Origin of the sequence: Bacteroides sp. 3_1_23, from assembly GCF_000162555.1 — a bacterium.
Taxonomy (GTDB): Bacteria; Bacteroidota; Bacteroidia; order Bacteroidales; family Bacteroidaceae; genus Bacteroides; species Bacteroides ovatus.
In genome coordinates this window covers 2,575,899-2,599,684 of record NZ_GG774949.1, presented here as the reverse complement: position 1 = coordinate 2,599,684, position 23,786 = coordinate 2,575,899, and the positions used below count along the sequence as shown (strand labels likewise).

The window sequence follows — 23,786 nt, the reverse complement described above, 5'->3', positions numbered from 1 at the left end:
TATAAGTCGTTGATTAATATATCAATATAATTGGAATAATCTGCGATAATTTGCGTTAATCTGCGTTTTATTATTCATTATGACACACCTCCTTATATAGTATCTATACTATTCCTCATAACACAATAAGTTCTGCAATTGGTTGATGATGTTTTGTTTCCATTCTTGCAGGAAGTCAGCAAAAGCGGCTTCATCTTCCAAGAATAAAGATACTATCAGGTTCTTGGCAAGAAATGGATAGCTCAATAGGCTGTAGACAGTCAGAAATACAATATGTATCGGAACCTTTTTAAGTTTACCGTCTTCCATTGCTGTCAGTATACTGTCTTTCACTTGGGATAAAGCATCTCCGAACTGAAGTTCTTTTGCAGTGGCAAGCAAGTGGTTTACATCACGCTGTATTTCTCCGCAAATGAATCTGGGAAGACAGGGATTACTTGTGAAAAGCTCAATATACTCATCCAGAATCATGCTTAGTCGCTCCATAAATGGGATATCCTGTTTTACTATATCCTGTATTTTCGGCATTAAAGACATGACTATCGAGCCGAACACGGCTTTGAACATCTTATCTTTGGTTCTGAAATAATAATGTAAAGTGGGCCGGTTGATTCCTACCGTTGCAGCAATATCACTCATGCTGGTCTCCACAAATCCTTTTTCTATAAAAAGTTGTTGGGCAGTTTTTATTATTTGCTGCTCTAAATCGCTATGTTCCGTTGTAGCCATAATTTTAGTTGTTTATGTTGTCAATAAAAAGTAATAATCTGTTTGTTATGTTCACATCGCTGACGCTACTGTCAAAGTCTAAAGATAGTATATTCATTTGAGGGCACAGCGATTTTATACGTTTTTCTATTCCTTTTTCTACAATGTGATTGGCAATGCATCCGAAAGGTTGCAAGCTAATGACATGATTGACTCCTTGGGAAGCAAAGGATAGTATTTCACCGGATATCAGCCAACCCTCTCCAAACTGGGTGCCCGGGGAGATGACTTGTTTAGCTTTTTCTGCCTTTTCAAAGATTGATTCGAACGGCGTGAAGTAATTGAAATTTTTGCCGATTTCATTCACTTTATTAATCTGCTTCTGGACTTTCTTGTATAACCAGTCGATAACAAAGTCGGGAGTGAGTTTTCGCTGCAAGTGTTGGTTCTGTCTCACTTTCAGGTTGACAAATCCCTGCATGAAGAAATCACTTATCAGTGGCGGAATCACTTCGATCTTCTGGTTGATGAGCCATGAGGTGACGTCCTTTTGAGCAAAAGGGTTGAACTTCAGGAATATTTCTCCAACAATACCTACTTTGTGACAGGATCTCTGTTCACAGATTTTGTTGAAGTCTCTGGCAGCGAGATATAAGTAACTCAACAAGTCCTCCGGTTTATTTTTCTGGATGATGGGCTGTGCTGTATCCAGATAAAGATCGCGCAGACGGGCGGCCTGTCCCCGTTCTTTCTCACGAACGACGGCTGCATAATAGAATTTAGCGATACAATCACTGTATAACACAGACGCAAGTATGATTGGCAAAACCTTGAGCCAGTTTACTTTAAAACCGGATTGCTCATTTTCAATACCACTGCCGAAAGCAAGTGATACCACCGGTGTATTGGTGTATCCATTCTCAATCAATGCCTTTTTTATCAGTGAAATATAGTTGCTGGCACGACATTGTCCACCGGTTTGTGTGATGGCAACGCACGTATTGGCAGGATCATAACGTCCGCTTTTAAAGGCTTTTACTATGTCGCCGACAATCAATGTTGCCGGATAACATACCTCATTATTGGAGTATTTCAATCCCCAGTCGCAAGATGCGGTGTCGCTCAACGGTAACGTTTCCATTTCATATCCGGCCACTTTCATGATGGATGGAATGAGTGGTGAAATGAAAGGCGTAAAGAATGGAGCGAGGATTTTCTTCTTTTTGTCTTTCTTGGTGAAAGGAGCAGTTGAAACAAATGGCTCGGGATCTTTCGCTTGAGAATGTTTCAAACTGAAATTCAAGCTTTCCACCAACGAGCGGACTCGTAATTTGATGGAGCCGATATTATTAACATCGTCTATCTTGAGCAAAGTAAGATTCTTGCCGTATCGTTTCAGCAAGTTACGTACTTCATCTATAAGGAAAGCATCCGGACCGCAGCCAAAAGAAGTCATCTGCATATATTGTATGTCACCCTCTTGCATTGCCGCCCACTTGGTTGCTTTCAGAATACGGTTGGTAAATGCCCATTGAGAGAGGTAATGAGTCTTTTCCAATGAAATCTCCTGCTGGCGGACAATATCATCAGTTATCACATAAACTCCCATCGCAGCAATCATGTCCGAAACCTTGTGCTGTATCAGTGGATCGCTATGGTAAGGGCGTCCGGCGAGTAAGATAATCAGTTTGTGTTTTTCCCGTCCCTCGTTCAGAACTTCCTGATTATAGGCAGCAATTTTTTCTTCGAAAGCATATTGTTCCTGTAATGCGCGTGAGAAGGCATTTTTGCATACCTCATCCCTGATACCCAAAGATTTCAGATATTCATAGCATTGTTTATACAGCAATGCTTCATCTTTGAAGGTGATAGTCGGAGCATCTATCGGTATATTCTCTTCCTGTACACTTTTGATGACTTCCGAATAACCGGAAACGATGGGGCAATTATAGCTGTTTTGCTGTTGCTTATCCTTTTTCTCGAAAACAACGAACGGCATAAATATCCGGTTGACGTTTTGCAGTGTCAGGTTACGGATATGACTGTGCACAAGTTTGGCAGGGAAGCAGATGTTATCAGACATCACCATGCCGGCAGCAGTCTCGTATTTGCTGAATGTAGAGGGGGCCGACAACTGTACCTGAATGCCGCAAGCAGTAAATAAGGTATGCCAGAAAGGGTATTCCTCATACATATTCAGAATACGTGGAATGCCTATGGTAAATAGGGGTTGTGGAATGTCTGCGCTCCGGTCGAATAATAATTCCAGCTTTTTATCATACGTATTGATGCCTTTGTCCGCATGGCTTCCTTTATTGGAAAATACCTTTTCACATCGGTTGCCGGAGAAGTAATGGTTGTCATTGTTGAACGTATATCGCATAATGGCGCACTGGTTCTCGCACCCCCGGCATTGAAGTTGCTTGGAAGTATATTGCGCCCATTGGAGCATCTCGTTCAGCTCCGTCACCCGGGCATTTTCGATTTGTTTGGCATATAGGGCACAACCAAGAGCACCCATCAATTCAGGACAGTTACTGCGGAAGGTTTGTTTCCCGGTCAGCTTTTCCAGACTTCGTACGATGGAATCATTACGCATGGTTCCTCCCTGCACGACAATATGGTCGCCAAGTATCTCCGTGTCTTTTAATTGCAGAACCTTATACAGGCAGTTTTTAACAACGGAATAAGATAATCCGGCAGCTATATCCGCTACGGACGCTCCTTCCCGAAGTACCTGTTTTACTTTGGAGTTCATGAAGACTGTGCAACGTGTACCCAGATCACATGGTGCTTGCGAAAAACAAGCTGCTTTGGCAAAGTCCTCCACACTGTAATCCAGCGATTGCGCAAATGTGCTGATAAAAGAACCGCAACCGGAGGAACAGGCTTCATTGATTTCGATTCTGTTGATTACTCCGTCGTTCACAAAGATGGCTTTCATATCCTGCCCTCCAATATCCAGGATAAAAGAAACTTCTTTGCTGATATGTTTGGCAGCAGCATAATGAGCGATGGTTTCAATGATTCCCGCATCCATGTGGAAAGCCGCTTTTATCAGATCTTCTCCGTAACCGGTAGAACATCCTCCTTTTATGCGCAGGGTAGTTCCTCGTCTCCGGCATTCTTCATATAGTTTCTGCAAGCCGTTCTCTACTGTTTTTATAGGGTTTCCGTTGTTGTCGTGATAATAGGAGTAAAGGATACGATGATTGTTGTCGAGTACTACGATTTTGGTGGTAGTAGAGCCGGAGTCTATGCCGATAGTTGCTTCCTGTAATCCGGGACGCAGACTGGCATATTGAATTTTATACTGGTCTTTTTCTTTTTTCCATGACCGATATTCTTCCTCACTGTCGAATATAGGAGAAAGATCACTCTGGAAAGGTGAGGTAACACTTAGTTTGTTTTCTATTACCTGTATCAGGTTGGAGAGATGAATACTTTCTTCATTGTTCTCTGCCAATGCTGCTCCCCAGGCAGGGATCAGATTTCCTTTTTCCGGTAATATGAAATCTGTATCTTGTGACAGATTCAGATAGTTGGCAAATGCTTTTCGAAGGGCCGGAATAAAAGTCAATGGGCCACCGCAGAGTAATACCGGAGCTACGATATTGCAACCGCGTGCAAGTGTGACAGTGGTCTGTACGGCTACTGCATGGAAAATGGAAGCTGCTATATTTTCTTTAGATATATTTTTGGCTATCAGATTCTGTATGTCCGTTTTGCAGAATACTCCGCAGCGTGAAGCGATAGAGTATACCTGATTGGAACGAAGTGCTAGTTCATTCAATTCGTCGATGGAGACTCCAAGCAGAATAGCCATCTGGTCAATGAAAGCCCCGGTTCCGCCGGCGCAATTTCCATTCATGCGCAGGTCTGTAGCCTGTCCGTCCTGAAAGAAAACAACTTTCGCATCTTCTCCTCCAATATCGATCATAGTGGCTGTGTGCGGATGCTCCCGGCACACATAGTTTGTTGCAGCTACAACCTCTTGCACAAACGGCAGAGAGCATTTCTCTGAAATTCCCATTCCAACAGAGCCCGTAATGTGGAAAGATAAAGGAATATCACCCAACTGTTCCTTTATTTGATAAAGAAATCCGAGTAAACATTCTTGTATTTTTGCCTGATGCCTTTTGTATCCGGAAAACAAGACTGTAGTTCCATCTTTATCCAATACTACCATCTTAGTGGTAGTAGAGCCTATATCTAAACCCACTTTATATACATTCATATACCAAATATCTTAAATTAGACCTCGTGTTTGACATCTGTGTCAGACGCAAATGTATGTAAAAATATGGTAGATACGGCAAATCGTAATTGAAGTTTTTGATTTAATTAACGAATTGGGAAAAAAGAAAGATGGAATGTGAGGGAGGAAAACGATCGTGTAAAAAAAGACGTAAATGAATAATTGTGTATTTATATTACTTGTTGGGTTGTAGTAGATCTTTTATGGTGAATCTTAGAAATCTTGTTTACTCTATTTTTGACAAAAGGTAACGTGGCTTTTAATAAACCCGGATTCTGTTTATAATAAACTTTTTGATAGTTTTAGTAAAACGGTATTCGAGTTTATTATAAACTATTGTAGAACAGTTCTAGGATCAGACGAGAGATTTTAAGCTGAATTATAAACAAAATGGGGCAATAATCATTCGACTATTGCCCCATATCGTATAGGAGTGGTATTGTAAAATACCAGGTTATTTATGATTTATGTATGATTATTTCTTTCTATTTTCATGTTGTTTATACTTTTTCTTTTCTCAAAGATACAACATAAAAAGTCATTTGTCAAGAGTCTGATGAGAAAAGTAGCTTATCGGTCTCAAAACAGATGAATAACTTTACTTCTAATATCTGATTTTTATTCGGCTTTATTACAGAATCGGGGATTTGGGTACAAAAATCCGTAATTGATATACAATTCCATTCGTTTTATCGCAGTAAATTTGCAATCAGAAGTTTAACAATGAAAAGATAGAAGATGATGATAAAAACAATTCTAAGTGTTTTGTCTTTATTCGTTATGTTATCATGCAGTATGACAGGGAAAAAGGATATAAAACAGCAGCCTGGTATGTGCGCCAAATTACCTATGGCGGCTGACGGTATTGTGCGGCTATCGAAAATCGAGGTTTATCCGGAGTATCTTGAAGAATATATGAAATATGCGACCGAAGTGGGTGAAGTCTCCTTGCGTACTGAACCGGGAGTGCTGACTATGTATGCCGTCAGCGAAAAAGAGAATCCTGGCAGGATAACTATTCTTGAAACTTACGCGAGTCAGGAGGCTTATAAATCTCATATTGCATCGGAGCATTTTCAAAAGTACAAGCAAGGAACGCTGCACATGGTTAAGACTCTCGTACTCTCTGACCAAATGCCGCTTAACCCCGCAAATTGCATTAATAACTTCATTCAATAAACGAAATGATTATGAATAAACTCCTTTTATTTTCAGTATTTAGTATTTTAACACTCAATGTTATGGCACAAGAAAAGATAGTACAGACGGCAGGACGCGACCAGTTAGGAACGTTTGCCCCCAAGTTTGCGGAACTTAATGACGATGTTCTCTTTGGAGAAGTTTGGAGCCGCACTGACAAACTCGGTCTGCGTGACCGCAGTTTAGTAACCATTACCTCCCTTATCAGTATGGGAATCACGGACAATTCGCTCGTTTATCATCTTCAGTCGGCGAAGAAGAACGGCATCACCCGCACGGAGATCGCAGAGATTATCACTCATATAGGTTTCTATGCAGGTTGGCCGAAAGCGTGGGCAGCGTTCAATTTGGCAAAAGGAGTATGGTCTGAAGATATTGTTGGTGAGGATGCCAAAACAGCTTTCCAGCGTGAGATGATTTTCCCTATTGGCGAACCCAATACAGCCTATGCACAGTATTTTATTGGTAACAGTTATCTTGCTCCGGTTTCGCGCGAGCAGGTGAATATCTCTAACGTTACTTTTGAACCACGTTGCCGCAATAACTGGCATATTCACCGTGCAACGAAAGGTGGCGGACAGATGCTTATCGGTGTAGCCGGTCGAGGCTGGTATCAGGAAGAAGGTAAACCGGCGGTAGAGATTCTGCCTGGTACGGTTATCCATATTCCTGCCAATGTGAAACACTGGCACGGAGCTGCTGCCGACAGTTGGTTTGCTCATCTGGCTTTCGAAGTTTCCGGTGAAAACACTTCCAATGAGTGGCTTGAGCCGGTCACAGATGACGAGTATAACAAACTCGAACAGACTAAACGATGATTTTTGCTAATCCTGCTTTATCTTTTGAAAGGAAATAATATGACTACCGAGGAATTTTAAGGAATATGTAAAGACGCGCAAAGCGCTTAATACAGAAGAAATACATCGTTTGATGGACGATATGGGCAATTATCAAAGTAATGGAAGAATGAAAACGCCTGTGGGGTTACTCCATCGTGATAATGTCTAAACTAATTAATGATAAGAAATATTTAAAATCAAAATAAAATGAAACAGATTATATTCATATTTATGAGTCTCCTTTGCTTTTGCTGCTCATCAAAAGCGCAGAATCAGACAGCGGATACTAATGTACAGTCCGATAAGAAAATCCTGGTTGCCTATTTCTCTTGTACTGGAACTACAGAAAAAGCCGCCGATGCCATTGCAAAAACGGTTGGCGGCAAACTTTATCAGATAACTCCCGCTACAGCCTATACCTCGGCAGATCTCGACTGGAACAACAAGAGTAGCCGTAGTTCAATTGAAATGACGACTGAAAATTCACGTCCAGAATTGGGGGGAGAAGCGCTTAATCTGAAAGATTACGACGTGATATTCCTTGGTTACCCGATATGGTGGAATTTATGTCCGCGTCCGGTCAATACATTCCTTGAGAAATATGATTTCTCCGGTAAAACCGTTATTCCATTTGCTACTTCCGGAGGAAGCTCAATAACTAATAGTGTAAAACAACTCAAGAAACTTTATCCAAAAATCGTATGGGGAGAAAGCCGATTGTTGAACGGAAGTGTCAAGCAGGCCGGAGACTGGGCGAAAGGAGTAATATAAAAATGGCTACTGAAAATATATTCACTAAATATGAGAAGTTAAATAGGGCGGAAGTAATAGTGAATATATTAAATGAGTAAGTATATTACGAATCATATTTAGATTATGCTTTTAGAAAAACTACTTAAAGAATTTAATTTTAGTACTAATATTTTTAATTGGGAGGAGTTTAAGTTATTCGACCAATATTTTGAACGAATATTAGTTAGTAAAGGTACATTTTTGATTAAGGAAGGAGAAACAGAGAGGTATAGTTATTTCGTTTTTGATGGAATATTACGTTGTTGGCTTTTAAATCATAACGGGGAAGAACAAACTTTCTGGTTTTGTAAAGAGGGTACATTTTCAATGTCAAACATATCTTTTACATTACAAACTAGGTCTGCATTTAATGTGCAAACAATTGTAGATAGTGTTATTTACCGAATAGACAAGAAGCAAGTAAATGAACTATATACCGCTATCCCTAAAGTAAAAACTGTATTTGAAGATTTAAATGCTATATTGTTGAATAAACTTTTGAAAAGAAATATCGACTTGATTAAATATTCTCCTGAACAGTATTATCTACAGATGATGGAAGAATATGGTATTACATTAAACTATATACCATTAAAAGATATAGCTTCTTATTTGGGTATCACACAGCAAGCACTAAGCAGAATCCGTAAACGTATTTTTTAACTTGGGTTCAGTGTTTTGAATGTATAAGTAACGAACTTTGCGGCTTTAAATTGCAATTACAAGTATGATTAGAAAAATTAAAGTTACGGATTATCCACGTTTGATGGAAATTTGGGAAAGTGCAGTATTGAGTACACATGATTTTCTTAAAGAGGAAGATTTTCTATATTATAAGGAACGACTTCCGGTATATTTTCAGTATGTTAATCTATTCGGATTTGAACAAGAGGGAATCTTAATCGGATTTATGGGAATTGCAGAAGGAAATCTTGAAATGTTATTTATTGACAATAAGTATCGAGGCGCAGGAATCGGAAAAAAATTAATAACTTATGCCATAGATAATTTGCAAGTAACTAAAGTTGATGTGAATGAGCAAAATGTTCAAGCTGTCGGTTTTTATGAATATATGGGTTTTAACATATATAAAAGGTCGAATTTGGACGGAGAAGGTAAGGAATATCCTATTTTACACATGCAGTTGTAGTCTCTGTTCAATTATAAACAGATGCTTAGTATAGGTACCTTTAATTGAAGATGAATGTTACATTTGAATAAAATGATTGGTTAAAAAATCATTGTAGAGTTTGAATGGGCACATCTATCGCCTACTTAAACTCTGTTTTAAATGAAGTGAAGAAAAAGAAAAAAGCTCTGAATTTCTTGAATTTCAGAGCTTTGCTTTAATTTACTATTTGCTTTCGCGGTGCGTACGGGACTCGAACCCGTGACCCCATGCGTGACAGGCATGTATTCTAACCAACTGAACTAACGCACCAAATTTAATTGGATTAACTCATTTATATTTCTCTCTGCTTCTTAGTGAAAGAAGCGGTGCGTACGGGACTCGAACCCGTGACCCCATGCGTGACAGGCATGTATTCTAACCAACTGAACTAACGCACCAGAATTTCAATTTATTAATCTGCATCTCTCTCGATTGCGGGTGCAAAGGTAGTTGTTTTTTGTAAACCTGCAAGCGTTTTGAGAAAAGTTTTTTTCAAGAAAAAACAAGAAAAATGCTTAGTGTCTCATTTTGAGTACTTTTGTAATGAAAAAAAATATTCGTTTTTCTTCTCTTCGGATAGTGACGGTATCTGATCGTTATAGTGACGCTATCACGATGGAATACCGTCACTATCCGAAGGCAATGGCGTCACTATCCTAAAGTTTGTCATTCTTTTCATTGAAAATAACTCTCGATATCTTTCTATCTGTAAGAAATCACCGTTTTTATATCAACTTTCTGCTTGAATAATTCGTAATTTTGCAATAAATCGTTATTTTTGCGGACTAAAATTAGAAAGGTAGAAAATAATCTGCCTAGAATCGTTAATTAGTAGAAAGAATGATGACAACAGCCAAACTGTTATTGCACTGTCCCGACAAACCGGGAATCCTAGCGGAAGTGACAGACTTTATTACGGTAAACAAAGGAAATATTATCTATTTGGATCAGTATGTAGATCATGTAGAGAACATCTTCTTCATGCGTATTGAATGGGAACTGAAAGATTTTCTGGTTCCACAGGAAAAAATTGAAGATTATTTCAGAACACTCTACGGGCAAAAATATGAAATGGATTTTCGTCTTTATTTCTCTGATGTAAAACCACGTATGGCTATTTTCGTATCCAAGCTGTCACACTGTCTTTTCGATATGTTAGCCCGGTATACGGCAGGAGAGTGGAATGTAGAGATACCTCTTATTATAAGTAATCATCCGGATTTGCAGCACGTGGCAGAACGTTTCGGAATTCCTTTCTATCTGTTCCCTATCACCAAGGAGACGAAAGAAGAACAGGAGCGCAAAGAGATGGAATTGCTTGCCAAACATAAGATTACATTTATTGTATTGGCACGCTATATGCAGGTGATCTCCGAACAGATGATTAATGCTTATCCGAATAAGATTATCAATATTCATCATTCTTTCCTTCCTGCGTTTGTAGGGGCGAAGCCTTATCACGCAGCTTTCCAGAGAGGGGTGAAAATTATTGGTGCAACTAGTCATTATGTAACGACAGAGCTGGATGCCGGACCGATTATTGAACAGGATGTAGTGCGCATTACTCATAAAGATGCTATTGAAGACCTCGTAAATAAAGGAAAGGATTTGGAAAAAATCGTTCTTTCGCGTGCAGTGCAGAAGCACATCGAGCGCAAAGTTTTGGCTTATAAAAATAAAACAGTAATATTTAGCTGATGAAAGTAGCAGTTGTAAAATACAATGCCGGCAATATTCGTTCTGTGGATTATGCTTTAAAGCGGTTGGGGGTAGAAGCGGTGATTACTGCTGATAAAGAAGAACTCCAATCGGCCGATAAAGTTATTTTTCCCGGAGTGGGAGAGGCGGAAACTACCATGAACCACTTGAAGGCAACGGGACTGGACGAACTGATTAAGAATCTCCGTCAGCCTGTATTTGGAATTTGTCTCGGCATGCAGTTGATGTGCCGGCATTCCGAAGAAGGAGAAGTCGATTGTTTGAATATCTTTGATGTGGATGTGAAACGTTTTGTCCCGCAGAAACATGAGGATAAAGTGCCGCACATGGGATGGAACACCATTGGAAAAACGAATAGCAAATTGTTTGAAGGGTTCACCGAAGAAGAGTTTGTCTATTTTGTGCATAGCTTCTATGTGCCGACCTGCGACTTTACTGCTGCTACAACTGACTATATTCACCCGTTCAGTGCTGCGCTCCATAAAGATAACTTTTATGCTACCCAGTTCCATCCGGAAAAAAGTGGTAAGACAGGAGAGAAGATTCTGACAAACTTTTTAAACCTCTAAGATACAAATAGTAAATAGATGATAGAAATTATTCCAGCCATTGATATTATTGATGGAAAGTGCGTACGCCTTTCCCAGGGAGATTACGATAGTAAAAAGGTGTATAATGAGAACCCGGTGGAAGTTGCAAAGGAGTTTGAAGCGAACGGTGTTCGCAGGCTTCATGTGGTAGACTTGGACGGTGCTGCTTCTCATCATGTCGTTAACTATCGGGTGTTGGAACAGATTGCTGTACGCACTTCTCTTGTCATAGATTTTGGTGGAGGAGTAAAGAGTGATGAAGATTTGAAAATTGCTTTTGAGAGCGGTGCGCAGATGGTAACCGGAGGAAGCATTGCAGTGAAAGATCCGGAATTATTCTGTCATTGGCTGGAAATATACGGCAGTGAGAAGATTATTTTGGGGGCAGATGTAAAAGAACATAAGATAGCCGTCAATGGTTGGAAAGATGAAAGTGCCTGTGAACTTTTTCCATTTCTCGAAAATTATATAGATAAAGGTATACGAAAAGTAATCTGTACGGATATTAGCTGTGACGGAATGTTGAGTGGCCCTTCTATCGATTTGTATAAAGAGGTGTTGGCAAAATTCCCTGACCTTTATCTGATGGCTAGTGGCGGGGTGAGCAAGATGGATGATATTGTAGCCTTGGATGAGGCCGGTGTTCCCGGAGTTATTTTCGGTAAGGCATTATACGAAGGACATATCACCTTACAAGATTTGAGAATCTTTCTGTAATGAGCGTATCGGAATAAATAAGATACCTTTATTATAAGGAAGATAAGAATCGAGCTTCAGGAATATAGATTATAAATTGTTGAACAATAAATAAAATAGGATTGTGTTAGCAAAAAGAATAGTACCTTGTCTGGATATAAAAGACGGACAAACCGTGAAAGGAACGAATTTTGTCAACTTGCGCCAAGCCGGTGATCCGGTGGAGCTAGGTCGTGCTTACAGTGAACAGGGAGCGGATGAACTTGTTTTCCTGGACATTACTGCAAGCCATGAAGGACGTAAGACTTTTACGGAATTGGTAAAACGGATTGCTGCTAATATCAATATCCCATTTACCGTAGGTGGTGGAATCAATGAATTAAGTGATGTAGACCGTCTGCTGAATGCAGGGGCAGATAAGATTTCTATCAATTCTTCCGCTATCCGCAATCCCCGGTTGGTTGACGAGATAGCAAAGAATTTCGGCTCACAAGTTTGTGTGTTGGCTGTAGATGCCAAACAGACCGAAAACGGTTGGAAATGTTACCTGAACGGAGGACGCATCGAAACGGATAAAGATCTGTTCGAGTGGACTAAAGAAGCACAGGAACGCGGAGCAGGAGAAATACTCTTCACAAGCATGAATCACGATGGTGTAAAAGCCGGTTATGCAAATGAAGCACTTGCCGCTTTAGCGGATCAACTCTTTATTCCCATCATAGCTTCGGGAGGTGCGGGCTGTAAGGAGCACTTCCGTGATGTCTTTTTACAGGGAAAGGCAGATGCTGCATTGGCTGCCAGTGTTTTTCACTTCGGAGAAATTAAAATTCCCGAATTAAAATCGTATCTTTGCGGCGAAGGAATTACCATCAGGGGGTGAGGCACCCCGGCCGGGTTTTCCTGCGGATGGATTATATAGTCAGATAAATATAGGAACTGTCTGCAAAAGAATTCCGTAGGCGAATAGGTAGTAATTGTAAATTGGAATAGTAATTAGAACTTATATAAAAATGGAATTGGATTTCGATAAAATGAACGGACTCGTTCCGGCTATCATACAGGACAACGAGACACGTAAGGTCTTGATGCTGGGTTTCATGAATAAAGAAGCTTATGATAAAACGGTGGAAACCGGAAAAGTTACATTCTTTAGCCGTACGAAGAATCGTTTATGGACAAAAGGTGAAGAAAGCGGTAACTTCCTTCATGTTGTATCTATAAAGGCTGATTGCGACAATGATACATTATTGATTCAAGTAGATCCGGTAGGTCCTGTGTGTCATACAGGCACAGATACTTGTTGGGGGGAGAAAAACGAAGAACCAGTCATGTTCCTGAAAGCATTGCAGGACTTCATAGACAAGCGTCACGAAGAGATGCCCGAAGGTTCTTATACGACCAGTCTGTTTGAGTCGGGAATCAATAAGATAGCTCAAAAAGTAGGTGAGGAAGCTGTGGAAACAGTGATCGAAGCAACGAACGGTACTGACGAACGTTTGATCTACGAAGGAGCCGACCTCATTTATCACATGATTGTATTGCTTGCTTCAAAAGGCTATCGCATCGAAGATCTTGCACGTGAACTGCAGGAAAGACATAGCAGTACCTGGAAGAAGCATTAATAAGTAAAGATTAGAAATTAAAAATTAAAACGGGAGTCGGCATGGATGACGGGGCGTTGATACAATATAAGAACGTAGAAATCCATCAACAGGAACTCTGTGTGCTAAGTGATGTAAATCTGGAATTGCACAAAGGAGAGTTTGTCTATTTGATCGGAAAAGTAGGCTCGGGAAAAACGAGTCTGCTTAAGACTCTTTATGGCGAACTGGACGTAATTGACGGTGAAGCGGAAGTGCTGGGTTATAATATGCGATCTATCAAACGTAAGCATATCCCGCAACTGCGCCGCAAGTTAGGCATTGTATTCCAGGATTTTCAGCTGCTTACAGACCGTACTGTATATAATAACCTGGAATTTGTGCTTCGTGCCACAGGCTGGAAAAACAAACAGGAGATACAGGATCGTATTGAAGAAGTGCTTCAACTGGTGGGAATGTCCAACAAAGGTTATAAACTTCCGAACGAACTTTCCGGTGGCGAACAGCAGCGCATTGTGATTGCACGTGCCGTACTCAATTCTCCGGCTATCATCCTGGCGGATGAACCAACCGGAAATCTGGATGTGGAAACAGGTAAAGCCATCGTTGAATTGTTGCACAATATCTGCGAATCCGGCTCATCGGTAGTGATGACGACGCACAATTTGCAACTGTTGAAAGATTATCCGGGCAGGGTATATCGTTGTGCCGACCATCAGATTGTAGATGTGACTGATGAATATATGCTCAGACAGAGAACAATAGAAATAGATTTAAATATAGATAACTAAAACAGTAACGAAAATGAAAGTTTTAAAGTTTGGAGGAACTTCCGTAGGTTCTGCTCAGCGCATGAAGGAAGTAGCCAAATTGATTACCGATGGTGAACAGAAGATTGTTGTTCTTTCTGCTATGTCAGGAACAACAAACACATTGGTGGAAATTTCGGACTATCTGTATAAGAAGAATCCGGAGGGTGCCAACGAGATTATTAATAAGCTGGAAGCAAAATATAAACAGCATATTGATGAGCTTTTTGCAACCCAGGAATATAAACAGAAAGGTCTTGAAGTTGTCAAATCCCACTTCGACTACATCCGCTCCTATACTAAAGACCTTTTCACTTTGTTCGAAGAGAAAGTGGTTTTGGCACAGGGAGAGCTTATCTCTACGGCGATGGTAAACTTTTACCTGCAGGAATGCGGTGTGAAGTCCGTGTTGCTTCCGGCTTTGGAATTCATGCGTACTGATAAGAACGCAGAACCGGACCCCGTATATATTAAGGATAAATTGCGTGCTCAATTGGATCTTTATCCGGATACGGAAATCTACATTACGCAAGGTTTCATCTGCCGCAATGCTTACGGTGAGATAGACAACCTGCAACGTGGTGGTAGCGACTACACCGCTTCTCTGATCGGAGCAGCAGTGAACGCTTCCGAAATCCAGATCTGGACAGATATCGACGGTATGCACAATAACGACCCGCGTATTGTTGACAAGACCGCTCCGGTACGCCAGCTGCACTTCGAAGAAGCAGCCGAGTTGGCTTACTTCGGTGCAAAGATTCTGCACCCTACTTGTATCCAGCCGGCTAAATATGCCAATATCCCTGTCCGCTTGTTGAACACAATGGATCCGGAGGCTCCGGGCACACTGATTTCTAACGATACGGAAAAAGGCAAGATTAAGGCAGTAGCTGCAAAAGATAACATCACTGCTATTAAGATTAAATCCAGCCGCATGTTATTGGCTCATGGTTTCTTGCGTAAGGTGTTCGAAATCTTCGAAAGCTATCAGACATCTATCGATATGATCTGTACGTCAGAAGTCGGTGTATCTGTTACGATAGATAACACGAAACATCTTAATGAGATTCTGGACGACCTGAAGAAATACGGAACAGTAACCGTTGATAAAGAAATGTGTATCATCTGCGTTGTAGGTGACCTTGAATGGGAAAATGTCGGTTTTGAAGCAAAAGCACTCGATGCGATGCGCGATATACCGGTGCGAATGATCTCGTTTGGAGGAAGTAACTATAACATCTCCTTCCTCATTCGGGAGTGTGATAAGAAAGTAGCTTTACAATCGTTGAGCGATATGCTTTTCAACGGCAAATAATTCCACAAATAATACGAGCGCTTTTACCGAACTGATAAAAGCGCTCTTTTTTAACCAACTAAACAAGTTTTTCGAATTATGAAGGGAATATTTCCAATCGATAAATTCCGCACTTTGCAGACACCTTTCTATTATTACGATACCAAAGTGCTGCGCGATACATTGTCGGCTATTAACCATGAGGTTGCCAAATATCCTAATTATTCAGTGCATTACGCTGTTAAAGCAAATGCTAACCCGAAAGTACTTACCATCATCCGTGAGAGCGGAATGGGAGCCGACTGTGTGAGCGGTGGAGAAATTCGTGCCGCTATCCGTGCAGGATTTCCGGCCAATAAAGTTGTTTTTGCAGGAGTAGGTAAAGCAGACTGGGAAATTAACCTCGGGCTGGAGTACGGCATCTTCTGTTTCAATGTAGAGTCTATTCCCGAACTGGAAGTAATCAATGAATTGGCTGCTGCTCAAAATAAGGTGGCTAATGTTGCTTTCCGTATCAATCCGGATGTAGGCGCACATACTCACGCAAATATCACTACCGGTTTGGCGGAAAACAAATTCGGTATCAGCATGCAGGATATGGACAAGGTGATAGATGTGGCGCAGGAGATGAAAAACGTAAAGTTTATCGGGCTTCATTTCCACATTGGTTCACAGATTCTGGATATGGGCGATTTTGTAGCTCTCTGTAATCGTGTCAATGAATTGCAGGATAAATTGGAAGCTCGCAGAATTCTGGTAGAACACATTAATGTAGGAGGTGGTTTGGGAATTGACTACGGACATCCCAATCGTCAGGCTATTCCGAACTTCAAGGATTACTTTGCTACCTATGCCGGACAACTGAAATTACGTCCTTATCAGACCTTGCATTTTGAATTGGGACGTGCAGTTGTAGGACAGTGCGGTTCCTTAATCTCTAAGGTTTTGTATGTAAAACAAGGCACACGGAAGAAATTTGCCATCCTGGATGCAGGTATGACCGATCTTATCCGTCCGGCTCTGTATCAGGCATTCCATAAAATGGAAAATATTACTTCCGAAGAACCATTGGAGGCATACGATGTAGTAGGACCGATCTGTGAATCGTCGGATGTTTTCGGAAAAGCAATTGACCTGAACAAAGTGAAGCGTGGTGACTTGATAGCCCTTCGTTCTGCTGGTGCTTATGGTGAAATAATGGCTTCCGGATACAACTGTCGTGAACTGCCGAAAGGATATACTTCCGACGAACTGGTGTAAGTAAAAAATGAACCACTACAATCAAAATGTGAATGTAGTTTAAAAATATAGGGTGCATGGAACAATTTTAACTGAAAGCTTGTTATTTTTGTAATGAGTTCAAAAAGAAACTACATTAACAACTTAATAAAAAATACGATTATGATTTCAGAAAAATTACAGAATGCAATTAACGAACAGATTACTGCTGAAATGTGGTCTGCTAACCTGTATCTAGCAATGTCTTTCTATTTTGAGAAAGAAGGTTTCAGCGGTTTTGCTCATTGGATGAAAAAGCAATCCCAGGAAGAAATGGGACACGCTTATGCAATGGCAGATTATATCATCAAACGTGGAGGAACTGCTAAAGTAGATAAAATAGATGTTGTTCCTAACGGATGGGGTACACCTCTCGAAGTGTTTGAACACGTTTACAAGCATGAATGTCATGTTTCTCAATTGGTAGACAAGCTGGTAGACGTAGCTGCTGCTGAAAAGGATAAAGCAACACAGGATTTCTTGTGGGGATTTGTTCGCGAACAAGTAGAAGAAGAAGCTACAGCACAAGGCATTGTTGACAAGATCAAGAAGGCTGGTGATACCGGAATTTTCTTTGTAGATTCACAATTGGGACAGCGTTAATGATGCTACTCTGAAAAAATAGTTCTTTATATAGATAGAAGCTGCCTGAATTTCTGTTCAGACAGCTTCTTTTTTTTCACTTATTAGGCTTATATGTTCGAAAATAAACTACCTTTGTATTACGAGTCAGAGAAAAATTAATCCCGATTATTATAAATGAATGGTGTGAATAGAGGAATTTTTAGATTGCTCCCTGTATTTTTATTGCTCTTTTTGGGGGTGAGTAGTTGTTCTCAAAAAGAAGAACGGCGTATTCTGGTTATCCACTCTTATGAGGAGACTTATGCGGCTTATCCGGAATTTAACCGGATGATAGCGGAGCAATTTGAAAAAGAGAAAATTGATGCTGATATTCGTACCGTTTATTTAGACTGTGAATCCTACTGGGAAGAGCCGGAACTTGAGCGGATGCGCTTTCTGGTTGATTCCGTATCGAAAGACTGGCGGCCGGAAGTGATTCTGGTGAATGAAGACTAGGCTACTTATTCATTGATGAAATGCGGAATTCAGTTGGCGAAAGAAGTGCCTGTAGTTTTTGGTGGTGTCAATTATCCGAATTGGGGATTACTGAAACATCATCCCAACGTGACAGGCTTCCATGACAAGATAGCCTTTAATGAGAATATCAGTGTGGCAAAAGAGCTTTTCGGTGAGCACGTTCGTTTGTTTACCATGCTTGATACTACCTATATCGACAGACAAATCAGAAGAGATGCAAAGGAGCAGTTTAAAGGATATAAAGTGACCGGATTCATAGATAATCCCGAACTTTCTCCTGAAGAACAGATACGTTTGGCACAGGAAGAAGGCTATACCCGTTTCATGGCTATTCCTTTGCGTAATGCCAGAAACCATTCGAATGCTACTTTTATGTGGGTTTTGAACAGGAGTTACCGCGATCAATGTTATATCCAGTTGAAACGTGATTACACCACTATTAATATTGGGAGTATCTGTGGTAGTCCTAGTCTGACAGCCATCAATGAAGCCTTTGGGTTTGGTGAGAAGTTGTTGGGTGGATACATCACTTCGCTGCCTATTCAGGTAGAAGAAGAGGTGAAAACTGCCGTTCGCATATTACATGGCGCAAGCCCTTCGGATATACCCATTGTTGAAAGCCGGAAAGAGTATGTCGTAGACTGGAATACAATGACGCAAATTGGTTTGAGTAAGGAAAGTATTCCTGCTAAATATCGTATTATCAATATTCCGTTCAGAGATGAATATCCATTTTTGTGGGGAGCCTTAGTCGCTTCATTTGTTCTTTTCCTGATTTTACTTTTTGCTTCTCTTTGGTGGCTATATCTTCGGGAACAGATGAGGAAAAAACAGGCTCTTATAGCATTGGCTGATGAAAAAGAAACATTGTCATTAGCCATTGAGGGTGGAATGACGTATGCTTGGAGATTGGATAAGGGTTGTTTTGTTTTTGAAGATGCATTCTGGGCGTCGCAAGGGTTAAATCCTAGACAACTATCGTTTAAGGAATTCATGAGCTTTATTCATCCCGATCATTGGGAGGGAGTGAAGTTCAACTGGCGAAATCTGAAAAGTGCTCATAAAAAAATTGTGCAGGAGCTTTGTAACTTCGACGGTAAAGGCTATAGTGGTGGGAGTTTCGTTATACTACTAAACAGCTTTCGGGTGGTGAATATAAAACAGCAGGTTTGCTGCTCAACATACAAGATATAAAAGATCGTGAAGAGGAACTGGAAGCTGCACGCTTACTCGCTGAAAAGGCAGAATTGAAACAATCATTCCTGGCAAATATGAGCCATGAGATACGTACTCCACTTAATTCGATTGTGGGTTTTGCCAATATTCTGGCATTGGAAGATGGATTGAGTTCCGTAGAACGCGAAGAATACATCGGCACTATTAATAAGAACAGCGAGTTGTTGCTCAAATTGATTAACGATATTTTGGAGCTTTCTCGTATCGAATCAGGCTATATGTCTTTCTCGTTTAAGAAATGTAGGGTGAGAGAGCTGATTGATGACATTTATATGACTCACCAGGTATTGATTGCTCCACGCCTGGAATTCCTGAAAGAAGTGGATAATATACCTTTGGAAATTAATGTGGATAGAGAGCGCTTGATACAAGTTCTAACAAATTTCTTGAATAACGCCAGTAAATTTACGGAAACCGGATATATCAAATTAGGGTATATTTATCTGCCGGATGAGGGGCATGTGCGGATTTATGTAGAAGATACTGGGAGAGGTATTCCACGCGAAGAACAACGGATGATTTTCAGCCGTTTCTACAAACAGAACGAATTTTCACAGGGAGCAGGATTGGGGCTTTCTATTTGTCAGGTAATTATAGAAAAACTGGGTGGAAGGATTGAACTCAAATCCGAAGTAGGCAAGGGAAGTCGCTTTACGGTCATCCTTCCTTGCCGGGTAGTGTCTTGATAAAACTTAATAGGAGGGATTGTCAACCGTGTTATTTTTTGTTTTTCCCTTTCTCCATCGTTCCCAAGTAAATCTCCAGTGAACGGGTGGAAATCTGTATTTCGCGGAAAGATACGCCTAGAGAGGCTATCAACAGAATCAGTGCCAGTCCGAATACGTAAGCAGAAAATAATTGCAGTCCGATATAAATAAGAAACATACTGACTACGCAAAGAAAAAGACTTGCAATACCCAGTCCTTGCATTGTACGGGTCAGGTTCAACCGTTTCCGTAAATTCTCGATTTGAGCTTCAGTGATATCCGAAGGGTTCTCCACGTAGCGGTCACGCAGTTGGCGCACAAGTTGGGCATACGATAAGAAACGGTTGGTGTAAGCCAACAAAATCAATGAAACTGCCGAGAAAAGTAGGGCAGGAGTAGTGAGGGTCAGTTCTTCCATAATCTATTTTTTGTAGTCAAGTAGCGGTTCAAAATTCATTTTATAAAAGAGAATTTAGGTGCAGATTACATAGATTTCACGTATTATACGTTTTTTAGAATGAAGCTTGTTATAAAGCAACTGTGTAAGATACGTGAAATCTGTGTGATCCGTGTAATCCGCGCCTAAAATATAGATTCCGCAAGGAAACCTTGCTTCGGAGTTATTCCGCTTTCAATACGTTGAGCTCTTTACCTACCTTGATAAAGGCAGCGATACACTTGTCAAGATGTGCTTTTTCGTGTCCTGCAGAAATCTGTACACGGATGCGGGCCTGATCTTTCGGCACTACCGGATAGTAGAAACCTGTCACATAGATACCCTCCTCCTGCATACGTGCAGCGTAAATCTGGGATAACTTCGCATCATATAGCATAACAGCACAGATAGCACTTTGTGTCGGTTTAATATCAAATCCGGCAGCCGTCATCTTATCGCGGAAGTAGTTTACATTCTCGACGAGTTTATCATGTAATGCATTGCTCTCTTTCAGCATCTTGAAAACTTCAAGACTTGCACCGATGATACCCGGAGCCAATGAGTTGGAGAACAAATACGGGCGACTACGTTGACGGAGTAAATCAATGATTTCTTTACGCCCGGTGGTAAATCCTCCCAGTGCACCGCCGAAAGCCTTACCCAACGTTCCGGTATAAATATCTACACGTCCGTGAGTCTTATACAACTCGCTTACGCCATGACCAGTGGCACCTACCACACCGGCAGAGTGAGACTCGTCCACCATTACTAACGCATTGTATTTCTCGGCAAGATCACAAATCTGATCCATCGGAGCTACATTGCCATCCATTGAGAACACACCGTCCGTAACAACAATACGGAAACGTTGTGCCTGCGCTTCTTGCAGACATCTTTCCAGGTCTTTCATGTCAGCATTGGCATAACGGTAACGTTTCGCTTTACAAAGACGTACCCCGTCAATGATAGAAGCGTGGTTTAGCGAGTCCGAGATGATGGCATCCTCTTCAGAGAAAAGCGGTTCGAATACACCGCCGTTAGCGTCAAAGCAGGCAGCATACAGAATCGTGTTTTCAGTCTGGAAATAGTCCGAGACGGCAGCTTCCAGTTCTTTGTGTATATCTTGTGTTCCACAAATGAAACGGACGGATGACATTCCGTATCCACGGTTGTTCATCATTTCCTGCGAAGCCTTGATTAATCGGGGATGATTGGACAATCCTAGATAGTTGTTTGCGCAGAAGTTTAATACTTCCTTACCTTTTACAGTGATGGCAGCTTGCTGCGCACTTTCAATCAGTCGTTCTTCTTTATAAAGTCCGGCTTCCTTAATTTCAGCCAATGTTTGGCGGAGATATTCTTGCATTTTACCGTACATAGTGTTTGGGTGATTAAGTTATATTGCAAAGGACACAATTTTTCTTGGAATAACAATGTCTTTTTGATTAAAATCTGAAAAAAAAGTGCTTACTTTGCGCACTATTTAAGCTTGATATTCTAAGTCAGAAGAAAAAATGGAACACATTTTGATTATTGGAGCTACCGGACAGATAGGGTCGGAGCTGACGATGGAGCTACGGAAACGTTACGGAAATGCAAATGTAGTAGCAGGTTATATTCCGGGTGCAGAACCTAAAGGGGAATTAAAGGAGTCCGGACCGTCGGCTATTGCTGATGTAACGGACGGAGAAGCGATCGCATCTGTAGTAAAAGAGTATCACATTGATACGATTTATAATTTGGCTGCTCTGTTGTCCGTAGTTGCCGAGTCGAAACCCAAGCTGGCCTGGAAAATAGGCATCGATGGATTGTGGAATGTGCTGGAAGTGGCACGTGAACAAGGGTGCGCAGTGTTTACTCCGAGTTCTATCGGTTCGTTTGGCGCTAGTACGCCTCACACGAAAACACCGCAGGACACCATTCAACGTCCCCGTACCATGTATGGAGTCACTAAAGTAACGACAGAGTTATTGAGTGATTACTATTTTAATAAATACGGTGTCGATACCCGTGCTGTCCGTTTTCCGGGCATTATTTCGAATGTGACCCCTCCGGGAGGAGGTACGACCGATTATGCTGTCGATATTTACTACTCGGCAGTGAAAGGAGAAAAGTTTGTGTGCCCCATTAAGCAAGGCACTTTAATGGATATGATGTACATGCCGGATGCGCTGAATGCAGCAATCACACTGATGGAAGCCGATCCGGCAAGATTGATACACCGCAATGCTTTCAATATCGCTTCCATGAGTTTCGATCCGGAAACGATATATCAAGCTATCAAGAAGCATGTGCCGCAGTTTGAGATGATTTATGATATAGATCCTTTGAAGCAGCGCATAGCCGATAGCTGGCCCGATAGTCTGGATGATACCTGTGCTCGTGAAGAGTGGGGATGGAAGCCGGCCTACAATTTGGAAAGCATGACGGTGGATATGCTTGAAAAGTTAAGAGAGAAACTGAAATAATGAAAAAACTAATTGCAGGGGTCATACTGCTCGGTATATTGAGCTCTTGTGGAAACAAGAAAACAAATATTGACCCCTTCGCATCTATTACTAAAGAGGTGGATTCAGTCCGGCAGATAGCCGATTCTAGCCACCATGACAAATCGCCGGAAGATCCGCAGCCTATACAGGCGGATGAATCTTTTGATGATTTTATTTACAATTTTGCTTCCGATGATGTGTTACAGCGTCAGCGTGTGAAATTTCCATTGCCCTACTACAATGGAGATAAGAAGTCAAACATCGAGGAACGCAACTGGAAGCATGACGACTTGTTTACCAAGCAGCATTATTATACACTGCTGTTTGATAGAGAAGAAGACATGGATCTAGTAGGAGATACCTCCCTCACTTCTGTGCAGGTAGAGTGGATGTTCGTGAAAACACGAATGGTGAAAAGATACTATTTTGAACGTATCAAAGGTGCATGGATACTGGAGGCAATCAACCTGCGGCCCATTGAACAAAGTGATAATGAAAACTTTGTTGAGTTTTTCGGACATTTTGCAACGGATAGTCTTTTTCAGAGTCAGCGTGTGCGGGAGCCGTTGGCTTTTGTAACCAGTGATCCGGACGATGATTTCTCCATTTTGGAGACAACCCTCGATCTTAATCAGTGGTTTGCCTTCAAACCGGTACTTCCTGTCGACCGCCTTTCTAATATTAATTACGGACAGCGGAATGACGATGATTCGCCCACGAAAATCCTGGCGTTGAAAGGTATCGGAAATGGTTTTTCCAATATCCTTTATTTCCGCCGGAAAGCCGGAGAATGGGAATTGTATAAGTTTGAAGATACAAGTATCTGATACAGGTTACGACGCACTATAACAGTATAACTTAT

General features: G+C 41.1%; 19 protein-coding genes, 2 tRNA genes and 3 pseudogenes. 18 read left to right on the top strand and 6 right to left on the bottom strand.

Annotated features, from left to right (window positions below; translation table 11 throughout):
- Positions 1 to 108: 108 nt before the first annotated feature.
- Both HMPREF9010_RS14035 and HMPREF9010_RS14040 read right to left on the bottom strand, forming a co-directional pair.
- The gene (locus tag HMPREF9010_RS14035) at positions 109 to 729 is read right to left on the bottom strand and encodes a TetR/AcrR family transcriptional regulator (RefSeq protein WP_004304037.1); all 621 of its coding nucleotides are present in this window, start codon (positions 727 to 729) and stop codon (positions 109 to 111) included.
- Positions 730 to 733: 4 nt separating this feature from the next.
- Positions 734 to 4,945, bottom strand: a complete 4,212-nt coding sequence (locus tag HMPREF9010_RS14040; protein WP_004311436.1) for an acyl-CoA dehydratase activase — start codon at positions 4,943 to 4,945, stop codon at positions 734 to 736.
- Positions 4,946 to 5,776: 831 nt separating this feature from the next.
- On the opposite strand from HMPREF9010_RS14040, the pseudogene HMPREF9010_RS14045 reads away from it, so the two are divergent.
- From HMPREF9010_RS14045 to HMPREF9010_RS14065, 6 genes and pseudogenes are all read left to right on the top strand, one after another.
- Positions 5,777 to 6,145: pseudogene (locus HMPREF9010_RS14045) on the top strand (putative quinol monooxygenase); the annotation flags it as partial.
- A gap of 11 nt (positions 6,146 to 6,156) precedes the next feature.
- The gene (locus HMPREF9010_RS14050; RefSeq protein WP_004304034.1) at positions 6,157 to 6,984 is read left to right on the top strand and encodes a carboxymuconolactone decarboxylase family protein; all 828 of its coding nucleotides are present in this window, start codon (positions 6,157 to 6,159) and stop codon (positions 6,982 to 6,984) included.
- 55 nt (positions 6,985 to 7,039) lie between these two features.
- A pseudogene (locus HMPREF9010_RS26565) lies at positions 7,040 to 7,114 on the top strand (sugar O-acetyltransferase); the annotation flags it as partial.
- Positions 7,115 to 7,212: 98 nt separating this feature from the next.
- Positions 7,213 to 7,776 carry a flavodoxin gene (locus HMPREF9010_RS14055; RefSeq protein WP_008648607.1) on the top strand — a complete coding sequence of 188 codons (564 nt, stop codon included), beginning with the start codon at positions 7,213 to 7,215 and terminating at the stop codon, positions 7,774 to 7,776.
- 105 nt (positions 7,777 to 7,881) lie between these two features.
- On the top strand, positions 7,882 to 8,460 hold the full coding sequence (locus tag HMPREF9010_RS14060; RefSeq protein ID WP_004311506.1) for a Crp/Fnr family transcriptional regulator: 579 nt from the start codon (positions 7,882 to 7,884) through the stop codon (positions 8,458 to 8,460).
- A gap of 64 nt (positions 8,461 to 8,524) precedes the next feature.
- On the top strand, positions 8,525 to 8,947 hold the full coding sequence (locus HMPREF9010_RS14065; RefSeq protein WP_004311505.1) for a GNAT family N-acetyltransferase: 423 nt from the start codon (positions 8,525 to 8,527) through the stop codon (positions 8,945 to 8,947).
- 217 nt (positions 8,948 to 9,164) lie between these two features.
- Here the strand turns inward: HMPREF9010_RS14065 and HMPREF9010_RS14070 are convergent.
- Together HMPREF9010_RS14070 and HMPREF9010_RS14075 are read right to left on the bottom strand one after the other, a co-directional pair.
- Positions 9,165 to 9,238: transfer RNA gene (locus tag HMPREF9010_RS14070), tRNA-Asp, on the bottom strand.
- A gap of 54 nt (positions 9,239 to 9,292) precedes the next feature.
- Positions 9,293 to 9,366 (bottom strand) — tRNA-Asp (locus tag HMPREF9010_RS14075).
- 442 nt (positions 9,367 to 9,808) lie between these two features.
- On the opposite strand from HMPREF9010_RS14075, the gene purU reads away from it, so the two are divergent.
- The 10 genes and pseudogenes from purU to HMPREF9010_RS14125 all read left to right on the top strand — a co-directional run bounded on the left by purU (position 9,809) and on the right by HMPREF9010_RS14125 (position 19,978).
- Positions 9,809 to 10,666, top strand: a complete 858-nt coding sequence (gene purU, locus HMPREF9010_RS14080; protein ID WP_004297049.1) for a formyltetrahydrofolate deformylase — start codon at positions 9,809 to 9,811, stop codon at positions 10,664 to 10,666.
- Positions 10,666 to 11,256, top strand: a complete 591-nt coding sequence (hisH, locus tag HMPREF9010_RS14085) for an imidazole glycerol phosphate synthase subunit HisH (RefSeq protein ID WP_004297048.1) — start codon at positions 10,666 to 10,668, stop codon at positions 11,254 to 11,256. The genes purU and hisH overlap by 1 nt, the downstream gene beginning before the upstream one ends.
- 18 nt (positions 11,257 to 11,274) lie before the next feature.
- Positions 11,275 to 11,994 (top strand): 1-(5-phosphoribosyl)-5-[(5-phosphoribosylamino)methylideneamino]imidazole-4-carboxamide isomerase, encoded by a 720-nt coding sequence (hisA, locus tag HMPREF9010_RS14090; protein ID WP_004311504.1) that lies wholly within the window; start codon positions 11,275 to 11,277, stop codon positions 11,992 to 11,994.
- 103 nt (positions 11,995 to 12,097) lie between these two features.
- The gene (hisF, locus tag HMPREF9010_RS14095) at positions 12,098 to 12,853 is read left to right on the top strand and encodes an imidazole glycerol phosphate synthase subunit HisF (RefSeq protein WP_004311503.1); all 756 of its coding nucleotides are present in this window, start codon (positions 12,098 to 12,100) and stop codon (positions 12,851 to 12,853) included.
- A 130-nt stretch (positions 12,854 to 12,983) separates the two neighbouring features.
- Positions 12,984 to 13,595, top strand: coding sequence for a bifunctional phosphoribosyl-AMP cyclohydrolase/phosphoribosyl-ATP diphosphatase HisIE (gene hisIE, locus HMPREF9010_RS14100; RefSeq protein WP_004304029.1), 612 nt, complete (start codon positions 12,984 to 12,986; stop codon positions 13,593 to 13,595).
- A gap of 41 nt (positions 13,596 to 13,636) precedes the next feature.
- Positions 13,637 to 14,365 carry a cell division ATP-binding protein FtsE gene (locus HMPREF9010_RS14105; protein ID WP_008648599.1) on the top strand — a complete coding sequence of 243 codons (729 nt, stop codon included), beginning with the start codon at positions 13,637 to 13,639 and terminating at the stop codon, positions 14,363 to 14,365.
- Positions 14,366 to 14,378: 13 nt separating this feature from the next.
- Positions 14,379 to 15,698 (top strand): aspartate kinase, encoded by a 1,320-nt coding sequence (locus tag HMPREF9010_RS14110; protein WP_004304027.1) that lies wholly within the window; start codon positions 14,379 to 14,381, stop codon positions 15,696 to 15,698.
- 78 nt (positions 15,699 to 15,776) lie between these two features.
- Positions 15,777 to 16,937: a diaminopimelate decarboxylase gene (gene lysA, locus HMPREF9010_RS14115; RefSeq protein WP_004304026.1), complete on the top strand. Its 1,161-nt coding sequence runs from the start codon at positions 15,777 to 15,779 to the stop codon at positions 16,935 to 16,937.
- 141 nt (positions 16,938 to 17,078) lie between these two features.
- The gene (locus HMPREF9010_RS14120) at positions 17,079 to 17,558 is read left to right on the top strand and encodes a ferritin (RefSeq protein ID WP_004304025.1); all 480 of its coding nucleotides are present in this window, start codon (positions 17,079 to 17,081) and stop codon (positions 17,556 to 17,558) included.
- Positions 17,559 to 17,714: 156 nt separating this feature from the next.
- Positions 17,715 to 19,978 (top strand): annotated as a pseudogene (locus tag HMPREF9010_RS14125) (ATP-binding protein).
- A 31-nt stretch (positions 19,979 to 20,009) separates the two neighbouring features.
- Here HMPREF9010_RS14125 and HMPREF9010_RS14130 read toward each other — a convergent pair.
- The gene (locus tag HMPREF9010_RS14130) at positions 20,010 to 20,417 is read right to left on the bottom strand and encodes a DUF2721 domain-containing protein (RefSeq protein ID WP_004304023.1); all 408 of its coding nucleotides are present in this window, start codon (positions 20,415 to 20,417) and stop codon (positions 20,010 to 20,012) included.
- Between the two features lie 202 nt (positions 20,418 to 20,619).
- Entirely contained in the window at positions 20,620 to 21,813 is a 1,194-nt protein-coding gene (kbl, locus tag HMPREF9010_RS14135) for a glycine C-acetyltransferase (protein ID WP_008648592.1), read from the bottom strand.
- 136 nt (positions 21,814 to 21,949) lie between these two features.
- Between kbl and HMPREF9010_RS14140 the strand changes: the two genes are divergently transcribed.
- Both HMPREF9010_RS14140 and HMPREF9010_RS14145 read left to right on the top strand, forming a co-directional pair.
- Positions 21,950 to 22,903 carry an NAD-dependent epimerase/dehydratase family protein gene (locus HMPREF9010_RS14140; protein ID WP_004311497.1) on the top strand — a complete coding sequence of 318 codons (954 nt, stop codon included), beginning with the start codon at positions 21,950 to 21,952 and terminating at the stop codon, positions 22,901 to 22,903.
- Entirely contained in the window at positions 22,903 to 23,751 is an 849-nt protein-coding gene (locus tag HMPREF9010_RS14145; protein ID WP_004297036.1) for a DUF4348 domain-containing protein, read from the top strand. Before HMPREF9010_RS14140 ends, HMPREF9010_RS14145 begins: the two co-directional genes overlap by 1 nt.
- Positions 23,752 to 23,786: the final 35 nt, after the last annotated feature.

Coding starts and splice junctions, on each gene's coding strand:
- HMPREF9010_RS14035 (WP_004304037.1), bottom strand. CDS start 729: ATGGCTACAACGGAACATAGCGATTTAGAGCAGCAAATAATAAAAACT.
- HMPREF9010_RS14040 (WP_004311436.1), bottom strand. CDS start 4,945: ATGAATGTATATAAAGTGGGTTTAGATATAGGCTCTACTACCACTAAG.
- HMPREF9010_RS14050 (WP_004304034.1), top strand. CDS start 6,157: ATGAATAAACTCCTTTTATTTTCAGTATTTAGTATTTTAACACTCAAT.
- HMPREF9010_RS14055 (WP_008648607.1), top strand. CDS start 7,213: ATGAAACAGATTATATTCATATTTATGAGTCTCCTTTGCTTTTGCTGC.
- HMPREF9010_RS14060 (WP_004311506.1), top strand. CDS start 7,882: ATGCTTTTAGAAAAACTACTTAAAGAATTTAATTTTAGTACTAATATT.
- HMPREF9010_RS14065 (WP_004311505.1), top strand. CDS start 8,525: ATGATTAGAAAAATTAAAGTTACGGATTATCCACGTTTGATGGAAATT.
- purU (WP_004297049.1), top strand. CDS start 9,809: ATGATGACAACAGCCAAACTGTTATTGCACTGTCCCGACAAACCGGGA.
- hisH (WP_004297048.1), top strand. CDS start 10,666: ATGAAAGTAGCAGTTGTAAAATACAATGCCGGCAATATTCGTTCTGTG.
- hisA (WP_004311504.1), top strand. CDS start 11,275: ATGATAGAAATTATTCCAGCCATTGATATTATTGATGGAAAGTGCGTA.
- hisIE (WP_004304029.1), top strand. CDS start 12,984: ATGGAATTGGATTTCGATAAAATGAACGGACTCGTTCCGGCTATCATA.
- HMPREF9010_RS14105 (WP_008648599.1), top strand. CDS start 13,637: ATGGATGACGGGGCGTTGATACAATATAAGAACGTAGAAATCCATCAA.
- HMPREF9010_RS14110 (WP_004304027.1), top strand. CDS start 14,379: ATGAAAGTTTTAAAGTTTGGAGGAACTTCCGTAGGTTCTGCTCAGCGC.
- lysA (WP_004304026.1), top strand. CDS start 15,777: ATGAAGGGAATATTTCCAATCGATAAATTCCGCACTTTGCAGACACCT.
- HMPREF9010_RS14120 (WP_004304025.1), top strand. CDS start 17,079: ATGATTTCAGAAAAATTACAGAATGCAATTAACGAACAGATTACTGCT.
- HMPREF9010_RS14130 (WP_004304023.1), bottom strand. CDS start 20,417: ATGGAAGAACTGACCCTCACTACTCCTGCCCTACTTTTCTCGGCAGTT.
- kbl (WP_008648592.1), bottom strand. CDS start 21,813: ATGTACGGTAAAATGCAAGAATATCTCCGCCAAACATTGGCTGAAATT.
- HMPREF9010_RS14140 (WP_004311497.1), top strand. CDS start 21,950: ATGGAACACATTTTGATTATTGGAGCTACCGGACAGATAGGGTCGGAG.
- HMPREF9010_RS14145 (WP_004297036.1), top strand. CDS start 22,903: ATGAAAAAACTAATTGCAGGGGTCATACTGCTCGGTATATTGAGCTCT.